The 9764-nt window shown below is 41.1% G+C and carries 9 protein-coding genes and 1 other RNA gene; all 10 read right to left on the reverse strand.

Going from position 1 to position 9764, the window contains the following annotated elements; translation table 11 throughout:
• Nucleotides 1-376: 376 nt before the first annotated feature.
• The gene (locus GXZ17_RS05980) at nt 377-1219 is read right to left on the reverse strand and encodes a shikimate dehydrogenase (protein ID WP_409376380.1); all 843 of its coding nucleotides are present in this window, start codon (nt 1217-1219) and stop codon (nt 377-379) included.
• Nucleotides 1216-1713, reverse strand: a complete 498-nt coding sequence (locus GXZ17_RS05985; protein WP_409376381.1) for a YqeG family HAD IIIA-type phosphatase — start codon at nt 1711-1713, stop codon at nt 1216-1218. Before GXZ17_RS05985 ends, GXZ17_RS05980 begins: the two co-directional genes overlap by 4 nt.
• Nucleotides 1710-2684 carry an endolytic transglycosylase MltG gene (gene mltG, locus GXZ17_RS05990; RefSeq protein ID WP_409376382.1) on the reverse strand — a complete coding sequence of 325 codons (975 nt, stop codon included), beginning with the start codon at nt 2682-2684 and terminating at the stop codon, nt 1710-1712. The genes GXZ17_RS05985 and mltG overlap by 4 nt, the downstream gene beginning before the upstream one ends.
• Nucleotides 2674-3090, reverse strand: coding sequence for a Holliday junction resolvase RuvX (gene ruvX / locus GXZ17_RS05995; protein ID WP_409376383.1), 417 nt, complete (start codon nt 3088-3090; stop codon nt 2674-2676). The genes mltG and ruvX overlap by 11 nt, the downstream gene beginning before the upstream one ends.
• The gene (gene alaS, locus GXZ17_RS06000) at nt 3087-5705 is read right to left on the reverse strand and encodes an alanine--tRNA ligase (protein WP_409376384.1); all 2619 of its coding nucleotides are present in this window, start codon (nt 5703-5705) and stop codon (nt 3087-3089) included. The genes ruvX and alaS overlap by 4 nt, the downstream gene beginning before the upstream one ends.
• Nucleotides 5662-6693, reverse strand: coding sequence for an ExsB family protein (locus tag GXZ17_RS06005; protein ID WP_409376385.1), 1032 nt, complete (start codon nt 6691-6693; stop codon nt 5662-5664). Before GXZ17_RS06005 ends, alaS begins: the two co-directional genes overlap by 44 nt.
• Nucleotides 6690-8621 carry a S1 RNA-binding domain-containing protein gene (locus GXZ17_RS06010; protein WP_409376386.1) on the reverse strand — a complete coding sequence of 644 codons (1932 nt, stop codon included), beginning with the start codon at nt 8619-8621 and terminating at the stop codon, nt 6690-6692. Before GXZ17_RS06010 ends, GXZ17_RS06005 begins: the two co-directional genes overlap by 4 nt.
• Nucleotides 8622-8657: 36 nt before the next feature.
• Nucleotides 8658-8814, reverse strand: a non-coding RNA gene (gene ssrS, locus GXZ17_RS06015) — 6S RNA.
• A 318-nt stretch (nt 8815-9132) separates the two neighbouring features.
• Complete coding sequence (locus GXZ17_RS06020; protein WP_409376387.1) at nt 9133-9456, reverse strand: P-II family nitrogen regulator; 324 nt, start codon at nt 9454-9456, stop codon at nt 9133-9135.
• A gap of 17 nt (nt 9457-9473) precedes the next feature.
• The coding region (locus GXZ17_RS06025; RefSeq protein WP_409376388.1) for a DUF1538 family protein at nt 9474-9764 on the reverse strand (291 nt) is incomplete at its 5' end.

The following is a 9764-nucleotide window of genomic DNA, read 5'->3' on the forward strand; positions in this document are numbered from 1 at the left end:
GCACACAAAGAAATATATAGCTCACAATGGAACTTTCGATATTTAATCGCTCCTGGCATCTATGACTACCAGGTTCGGTGTCCATTCCATACCACCACCTTCAGCAACACAAAAATAACCGTTCATAAGTTTATCACACCTATAAAAAAATTGCAGTCATCACCAAAAATAAATCCAATTCAGCCCGAAATATAGAATATGAGGATAACTTTTAAGAGGAAAAAAGCGCGAAGCAGAGAAAATCATAGTGTTAGAGAGTCTTAAGATGCAAAAAGAAGGGTGACATAAATTTGCAGAGAACGGGAAACACCAGAATTTGCCCTACAAATAGCAGGATAGGTTCACAGATGCGATACTAAAAGACTTAAAGAGGTTTCTAATCCAGAGCTTCCTCCATAACTTTAAGCGGTGCTTTTTCCCCGGTAAAAAGAAAAAAGCTCTCTGCTCCCTGTTGAAGCAACATTTCTTTTCCGTCAAAGCTTTGGATTCCTCTCTTTTTTGCTTCTCTGACTAAAGGTGTCAGACCCCGCCGATAAACCACGTCTACTATCCAAACCGAAGGAGAGAGTTTCTCCCAGGGTAGGGATATTTCTTCTCCCTTTAAACCTAAAGAAGTGGCGTTCACTATCACTCCTGCCTCCTGCCAGAGAGGTAGGGAGTCTTGTTCTTTCATTTTTCCCCATTCCACCACTTCTACCTCCAGAAAAAATTCCGCTCTTGCCCAATTGGCCAGGTCTTCTCCCCTCTCCCGAGTTCGATTAATGACAAAAATAGATTTTACCCCCCTTTTCCATAGAGCCCAAACTGCTGCTTTTGCCGCACCACCCGCCCCTAAAAGCAAAGCTTTTTTACCTTCTACGTTTACCCCTTTTCTCTCCAGGCTACGATACAGACCTACCCCATCGGTGTTATAACCAATCAATTTTCCCTTTTCATTAACTATGGTATTAACTGCCTCTATAACCCGGGCTTCTCCTTCTAAGGCATCCAGGAAGGGAATTACTTTTTCTTTATAAGGAATGGTAACATTAAAACCTCTAATAGAGAAAATTCGCATAGCCTCCAGCGCCCTCTCAAGATTAGAGGGTAAAATATCAAAAGCTAAATAGACAAAAGGGAGACCAAGATAAGAGAGAGCAGCATTTTGAAAAAGAGGAGAAAGAGAATGTTCAATGGGGTAGCCAATAACTCCCAGAAGCCGGGTTTGAGCAGTAATCATGCTTTTAGCCTTTTCAGCACTCGCCTTTCTAACCGCCTTACCACACGGGTGAAAAATAGCTCCTTCTCATTTACCGGTGAAACAAGGATGGTAAAAAGACCCAAACGATTCCCCCCCCACACGTCAGTAAAAAGCTGGTCACCTATCACCGCTACTTGATTTTTTTCTAAACCCATTTGCGCCAGGGCCAGACGAAAAGCACCCCGGCGGGGTTTTTGAGCCTGGGAAATCCCCGGAATGTCGAGGCTCTCTCTAAAATGATTCACTCTCTCCTCTAAAGCATTAGAAACCAGGAAAATTTTAAAACCCCGCTCTTGAGCCTCCTGTATCCAGGCTTTCACTCCCGGAGGAAATTCAAAACCTCCCCAGGGCACCAGTGTATTATCCAGATCGATAATTAAGCCCCGAATACCTTTTTTCCCAAGAAAATCTAAAGAAATATCAGAAAGACTTTCTGTCATAAGGTCAGGGGTAAGTTTTTTCCACCAGCTCACGGATTATTACCCTCTTTATAATGTAGATGCTCTTCATAAGTTTGGGAAAAAGCATGTTTTCCATCACCTTGTAAAACAAAATAGAGATAATCAGTCTTTTGAGGATAAAGAACAGAAAGCAAAGAATCTAAACCTGGGTTACATATAGCCTGAGGAGGAAGGCCAGAAATGAGATATGTATTAAAGGGAGAGGCAACTTTCAAATCCTCTTCCTTCAGGTTTTCTACTTTTAATCCTTTTTCTCGATAAAGAGCATAAACCACAGTGGCGCAAGACTGCAGCTTCATGCCCTGTTTCAAGCGATTGATAAAAACGGAAGCTACCACAGGTTTCTCCTCCTTCCGCTTTGCTTCCTTTTCTACCATGGAAGCTAATATTACCACTTCTTTTAAGGATAAAGAAGAACGAGATAACCAATAATGAGGAAGAAAGACCTCTTCAAAATGATGCAGCTGGGTTTCTATCACTTTTTGAGGAGAAGTAAAAGGAGAAAAATAATAAGTATCAGGGAAAAGAAAACCCTCCAAATTGGTGATTCCTCCCAACCAACCAGCCGAAAAAAGCTCTGGTTTATTTATGAGATCCAGATAATCTCTGGCAGAGCAAATACCCTTTTCTTCTAAAACTCTTGCCATTTGCTCGGAGGTAAAACCTTCTGGAAAAGTGATTTTTTCATAACTGGGACCCTGAGTCAACTTTTTAACTACCTCCCCTACCGCTTCACCGGGGTATAAAAAATAGTTACCAGCTATCAACTTATCTTGATTGGATAAAAAAAGAAAGAGTCGAAAAAGAAAAGAAGGAACGATACCTTCCTCTTCCAGAATATAGGATATTTCTCGTCCCGAAAGACCATTCTCAATTACTACTATTTTCCTTTCTCCTTCTTCCCCACCATAATAAAAAGCCAACGCTAAAAAAAGACATAGTAGCCAGCTGAGAGAAAGATAAAGAATGAACTTAGACCTCATTTCCCATGTGAGAAAGATAAGTTTCCAGAATCAAAGCAGCAGAAACTTTATCTATAACCTTTTTCCTTTTTCTTCTACTGAGATCAGCTTCTATCAATCTCTTTTCTGCTTCCTTAGTGGATAACCTCTCATCCCACAACACTACCTCACCCTCAAAAGACTGTTCCAGTTTTTTCTTAAATTTCTCCACCCTCCGGGCTTCTTCCTGAAAGGAGGCATCAAGATGAAGAGGTAAGCCCACCACTATTACCTCAGCTTTTAGCTCTTTTGCTAAAGCTAAAATTTTATTTATCGCCTCTTCGCCCTCTGCTTCTATTACCTCACAGGGGAAAGAAAAACCGGTTCCCTGATTAAAAGCCACTCCTATCCTTTTTTCTCCCCAATCTATAGCCATTACTCTCTTCATAAACTCTCTACCCAGTCTTCTAAAAGAGAAATTAGCTCTTCCCATTTTTCCTCCGATAATCCTCCAAACTGGGCTAAATGAGGCCTCCCCCCTCCTCCCCCTCCTATTTTCTGGCTCCACTCCTTTATCATTCTTCCCAAATTTGCCTCCGGTGGTAATCCTATACCAGCCAGAACCCCCTGGATTTTTCCTTCTTTCTTTAAGCCTAAAACTACTACTCCCTTCTGGATAAAAGGCCGAAGGTGGTCTACTACCTCCTTCAGAAAATCAAGGTCTAACCCATCCTCTTCTCCCAAATAGGAAACAAGAGTGGTTTCCTCGTTACTGACTGATGATATCTGGCTCTTAATCTTTTCTTCTATTCTCCTTCTTCTTTCTTTTTCCAGAGCTTTTTTGAGTTCTTTATTCTCACCTACCACTTTTTCTATATACTCTTTCACTTTTCCCTCTTCCACATTGACAGTTTTAACAACATCCTGTAAGATTTGCTCCTTCTGATTAAGATAAGAAAGAGCAGAAGGGCCAGCTACTCCTTCAATTCTTCTTAATCCCCTTCCAATGCTGGATTCAGACGTTATCTTAAAAAGCAAGGCCTGCGCAGTGTGAGCAAGGTGAGTCCCCCCACAGAGTTCTGCTGAATAGTTTCCTACTCTAACTATTCTTACCATCTCTTCATATTTTTCCTCAAAAAGAGCTATCACTCCTCTTTTCTGAGCTTCCTCCAGAGTGGAAAAGGTAATTTGCACCGGTAAATCCTCGAAAATCTTTTCGTTAACCAGAGACTCTACTGCTTTTATCTCCTCCGAAGATAAAGGGGCAAAGTGAGTAAAATCAAACCGTAATCCCTCTTCTCCTACCCAGGAGCCGGTTTGTTTAACCTGCTCTCCTAAAACTTCTCGCAGAGCACGATGGAGAAGATGAGTAACTGTGTGGTGAATCTCCATCGCTTTTCTTCGCCGAGCCTCGATTTGAGCCCGCGCTTTTTCTCCTTCCCTCACAATTCCCTCTTCCACCACTCCTCGGTGGATAATCAAAGAGGAAGAGGGAGCGCTTACTTGCTCTACCCTTATTTCCCCTTGCGAAGAAGTAATAAAGCCTTTATCTCCTTCTTGTCCTCCTCTTTCAGGATAAAAAGGAGTTTTTTCTAACACTACTATTACCTCTTCTCCTTTTTTCACTTCCTTCACTCTTTCTCCCTGAGAAAAAAGAGCTAAAACTTGAGTCTCTATTTCTTTTTCTTCATAGCCTACAAATTCGCTTTCCAGGCCAGAAAAGATTTCTTCTTCATCTTTTCTCTCTTTAAATTCTTGAGTCTTTTCTTCATAAGCCCGACGGGCTCTGGTTTTTTGTCTTTCCATTTCCGTTTCAAACTCTTCTTGAGAAAAAGACAAACCTTCCTCTTCTAATATTTCTGAAGCTATATCAGGGGGAAAACCATAAGTATCATAAAGATAAAATATTTCTCTTCCTGGAATTACTCTTTCCTCTTTTTCTTGAAAGCGAGAAATCAAATCTTTCAGATATCCCATTCCCAGCTGTAGAGTTTCTTCAAACTTTCTTTCTTCCTGGAGCACCACTTGAGCAATCAATTTCTTCCTATCTTTCAGCTCTGGATAATGATGGCCCATAATCTCTATCACCACAAAAGCCAATTCCGGCAAAAAGGGATGATACAGAGAAAGTTTATGCCCATAACGATGAGCCCGGCGAATTAAACGACGCAAAACATAACCTCTGCCTTCGTTCGCAGGATAAACTCCATCCCCTATTAGAAAAGTAATGGCTCGAATGTGGTCAGCAATGATTCGAAAATAGGGTCGTAAATCTTCTCTCTGATAGCTAATTCCACTCATCTTTTCTATTTTTTCAATTATGGGCAAAAAAAGATCGGTTTCAAAATCAGTTTGAGCTTTTTGCATTACCGAGGTAATCCTCTCCAAGCCCATGCCAGTATCAATATTCTTATGGGGTAATTCTCGTAGTAAACCATCATTCCCTCGGTCAAACTCCATAAATACCAGGTTCCATATCTCTAAATATCGGTCGCAATCACAACCCGGGCGACAATCTGGCTGTCCACATCCCCTCTCCTCTCCTGTATCATAATAAATTTCGGAACAATAACCACAAGGACCCACCGGCCCTGAAGCCCAAAAATTATCTTCATCCCCCAGAAATACTATCTTTTCCTCTGAAATGCCCACTTCCTCTCTCCAAACTGTAAATGCCTCTTCATCCCGATGGTGAACGGAAATCCATAATTTATCGGGAGGAAGCAATAGCCTTTGGGTGAGAAACTCCCAGGCCCAGGAACAGGCTTCTTTTTTAAAATAATCACCAAAAGAAAAGTTGCCCAGCATTTCAAAAAAAGTATGATGACGAGAAGTATAGCCTACTTTATCCAAATCGCTTATCCGTACACACTTCTGCACTGTAACTGCTCGATGAAAGGGAGGTGATACTCGACCTTCAAAAATAGATTTAAAAGGCACCATACCGGCAATAGTCAGAAGTATAGTAGGGTCTTCGGGGATAAGAGAAGCACTGGGTAAAATTTTATGTTCTTTTTCTTCAAAAAACTGAAGAAAGGCTTTCCTGATTTCGGCACTGGTCATAGTTTGTATTCTCCTTTTTAAAATCCACTACTTGAAAAGTATGAAGTCTTCGATTAGAAGAGGGCATCCAGCGAACAGTAATAGGAAAGGCAAATTCAGGTTGTAGCTTTCCTTTTTCCAACCAATAAAGGGAGGAAAGATTACGATACTGTCCTAAATTAGCTCTCACCACCAAAGTAATAGGACTATCCACCCAGCTAACTTCATCTACTTCCTCTATAGAAGAAAGAACAGCAGTTATTTCCTCCCTCAAAGCTAAAGAAGGGAGGGGTTTAACATTAACCAGAGCAATATTGCGGTTAAGGGGGCCAATTATTTTCACATTAGCTATATCCCTTTCTATGTTTCTTTCATTCAATATTTTGAGGAGATACTCGTTGCTCTTTACCACCGCCTGGGCTTGATAAGGAGAAGCCAAGGGTTTTAAAAGATGTTTTAGTAGACATCCTTCTCGAAGCTTATTCTCCCCCATTCTTCGTAAGGGAAGAGAGAGAAAAGAAGCCAGATTTACAATTTCTTCTTTACTAAGTTCAAAAAGGGGAGAATAAGTGTTATTAAGTAGCTTTACCCCTCTTTTCCCCCAGCTATCACTCTGGTTAGCGCCTCCTACAATTAAAACCCTATTTCCAAAATAACGGCGAATAGTTCCTAACTTTGCTTCTTTAGTGCAGCGATTGCAGGCGGGACCGGTTTTCATAATCTCTTCCATCACTTTTCGCCCGGGGAGATAAACATGATCTACTCCCAAATTATCTACCCAGTAGTCAACACTCTCCCGAGCTAAAGAAGGAAAATAAATATCCCAATCCACGGTACAAGATATTACTTTTTCTTTTCCCAAGGCCTGAAGAGAAAGAAAAAGGGCAAGGGTGCTATCCATTCCTCCAGAAAAAGCCACTACCACTCGCTCAAAAGAGGAAGACACTTCCTTTAGTTCCTGGATAACATCCTGAGCCCGTGTTAGAGAGGGGTTGGTCCGATCTGTCATTTTTTGAGACTGTTTAAAAAATCAGTTAATTTACCTCCCACCATATCTCCTAAAGTTATTTTACCGTTGGAAGATGCATAATCCTTCTCTTCCTCTTGTGAAGCTTGTTTGATACTCAGGCCAATCTTTCTTTCCTGGTCGTCAAGCTTAATAACTTTTACCTTAACTTCTTCACCTTCTTTTAATACTTCAGAAGGAGAAGAAATCCGCTGGTTAGAAATTTCCGAGATATGGACTAAACCATCCCACCCTTTTTCTAACTCTATAAAAGCACCAAAATCTACCAATCTAACTATCTTCTTGAGATGAACACTGCCCACGGGATAACTATTCTTGATTTCTTCCCACGGGTCAGGAAGGGTCGCTTTTCGGCTAACTACAATTCTCTGTTCTTCAGGATTAAACTCTATAATTTTGAGAGATAAGGTTTGACCCCGCTTCAGGATCTGATTAGGATGTTTAACTGGCTCCCAATCCAGCTCCGAAAGAGGAAGGAGAGCTTCCACATCTGGAACCAACTCTACAAAAGCACCAAAATTCATCAGTCTCCGCACTTTCGCTTCTACCATGTCTCCCACTTTCCACTTTCCAGCAATCTCTTCCCAGGGGTTAGGACGGAGCTGTCGAATACTCAAAAGGATTTGTCGATTCTGGGTATCAACTTCTAAAATTTTCGCTTCCACTACTTGATTTCTTCTAACTATCTCGCTAACCCGGTTAACTCTTTTCCATGATAACTCCTCAAGCGGTATTCGTCCTTCCACTCCTTCTTCAATCTCTCCCCATACCCCACGAGGAGTAATTGAAGATACTCTCAACCGGACAGTGCTACCCAAGGGATATTTCTCATCCACTTCTTCCCAGGGGTCAGGCAAAACCTGTTTAATGCCCAGAGAGACTCTTCTCTTATTTTTATCTATTTCCAACACTCGAGCTTCTACTATACTACCTACCTTGACCACTTCTTGAGGATGTTTCACATAACCCCAGGAAAGGTCGGAAATGTGAATTAATCCTTCTAATCCTTCTTCTATTTCTACAAACACTCCAAAATCCCGAACAGAAACTACTTTGCCTTTAACTATATCACCGGGCCTTATTTTCTCATCTATATCTTCCCATGGGTCAGGTTGAAGTCTCTTAAGACTTAAAGATATTTCTTCCTTTTCCGGATCAAAAGCAATAACCTTTACTTCTATTTCTTCTCCTTTTTGGAAGAGATCTTCTAAATTTCCAAAGGTTTTTTTCCAGGAAACTTCTGAAACATGTAAAAGGCCATCAACTCCTCCCAAATCTATAAAAACTCCAAATTTGGTAATGTTCTTCACTATTCCTTTTCTCACCTGTCCTACTTCCAGAGAATCAAAGAGTTCCTTCTTCTGACGCTCTCTTTCTTCCTCCAGAACCGCCTTTCTAGACACCACCACATTCTTTGTCTTCCTATCAGCTTCAATCACTTTAACTGGAATAGTTTGATCTATAAACTCATCCAAATTTTTGGGAGTAATATCAACACAAGAGGCAGGTAAAAAGGCATTGATTCCCACATCTACAATGAGGCCACCTTTTACCCTCTTTTTAACTTTGGCGGTTAATGTTTTATTCTCGTTTTGACTCTCCTCTATATCTATCCAGGCTCCCTGATAACGAGCTTGCTCTCTGGAGAGCCACACATAACCTTGCTCATCAATGTGAGTAACTACTACCCACGTTTCATCGTCTTCCTCTAACTGATTTTCCACTTCCCCTTCTTTGCCCACCATTTTTTCTCGCAAAGGCAACAGGCCTTCCGACTTGGAGTTTATGTTGACAAAGTAATTTTCCTCTCCTTTTTTAATCACTTTGCCTTTTACGAGGTCACCAGGTCGGACAATGCGGATTTCACCTAAATCTTCATGTGTTAACTCCATTCTCTCACCATTTTCCACAACCAAACAACTCCTTCCTCCATTTCCTTTACACTAAACGGCCCCGCTTTGCCGTGTGCCAACCGCTTTGATCCTCGCCCTCAAAAAGGTGGGTGCCCTCCCAACTGAACCACGGCTCAATTAGCGAACAGGCTCCCAAGACAAGGATGTTGGTTCAAAGCCTTCTCTGACATCACCAACAAAGCAGGGCCATATCCATTCCCAACCCCATCAAAATAATAGCACAAGATGGCGCTCTTTTCAACCAAAGGTAGACGAATGGCTAAGCACCTTCCCGAGAGGAACAAGTACTAAAAAATATAGAGTCTATAGTTTAACCACAAAAATCTCTGTAGCACTTTTCCGTATAATGGGAGAACCTCTACAGGCGGCATCTTGAAAGTGAGATTCCCTCGCAGCCGTTCTCCACAAAGACGGGAAAAAAGAGGACAACAACAAAGGAAACCACTTTTCTGTAGTTCTATAGTGAGTCTTTATGCAGAAAACTACACTCAGCAAAATAGTTATATAATCAGCTATTCATTTGTTCTCTATGGTGTAGCCCGAGTAATTCGGATACTAAAAAAGTAAATATGATGCCGGTACCTGGTTCATTAAGTCTACCCGCTTCAACGATAGCATCGTATATCGGTTTGTACCTATCAGTTTCACTGAGTATTAAAATAATTTCTTTTGATGCTTCAATGTGGATATTAAAAAATTCCAATGCTTCCGATTGTCCTGTTCCTCTCCCATAAAGAATGGTGGCTCCTCTTGCCCCTGCTTTCTTTGCCTTGTCTACAATTTTATCTGCCTTTCCTCTTTCGACAATAGCAACTATACATTTAACATCCATATAATATTTTCCTCCCCTTATATCCTCGTTAATATCCCTAATATCAACACCGATATTACTGCTCCAACGGAGGTAAGTCCCACTATACCAAAACCAGACAACAGAGGATCAACGTTCTCCAGTACCTTTGCTAAACCTATCGCCAAAGCCATGTTCAGAGGAATATTAACCGGGCCTGTCGTTGCACTGGCTGAATCCATTGCAATAGATACAAACTCCTCCGGTGCAAAAAAAATTAACACAAGTATTACTAAAAGCAGAGGCGCCACAACTTTTACATAAGATATATTGTTCAGTATTTTATATAC

The organism is Candidatus Sordicultor fermentans (assembly GCF_012728195.1).
Taxonomy (GTDB): domain Bacteria; phylum Atribacterota; class Atribacteria; order Atribacterales; family Caldatribacteriaceae; genus Sordicultor; species Sordicultor fermentans.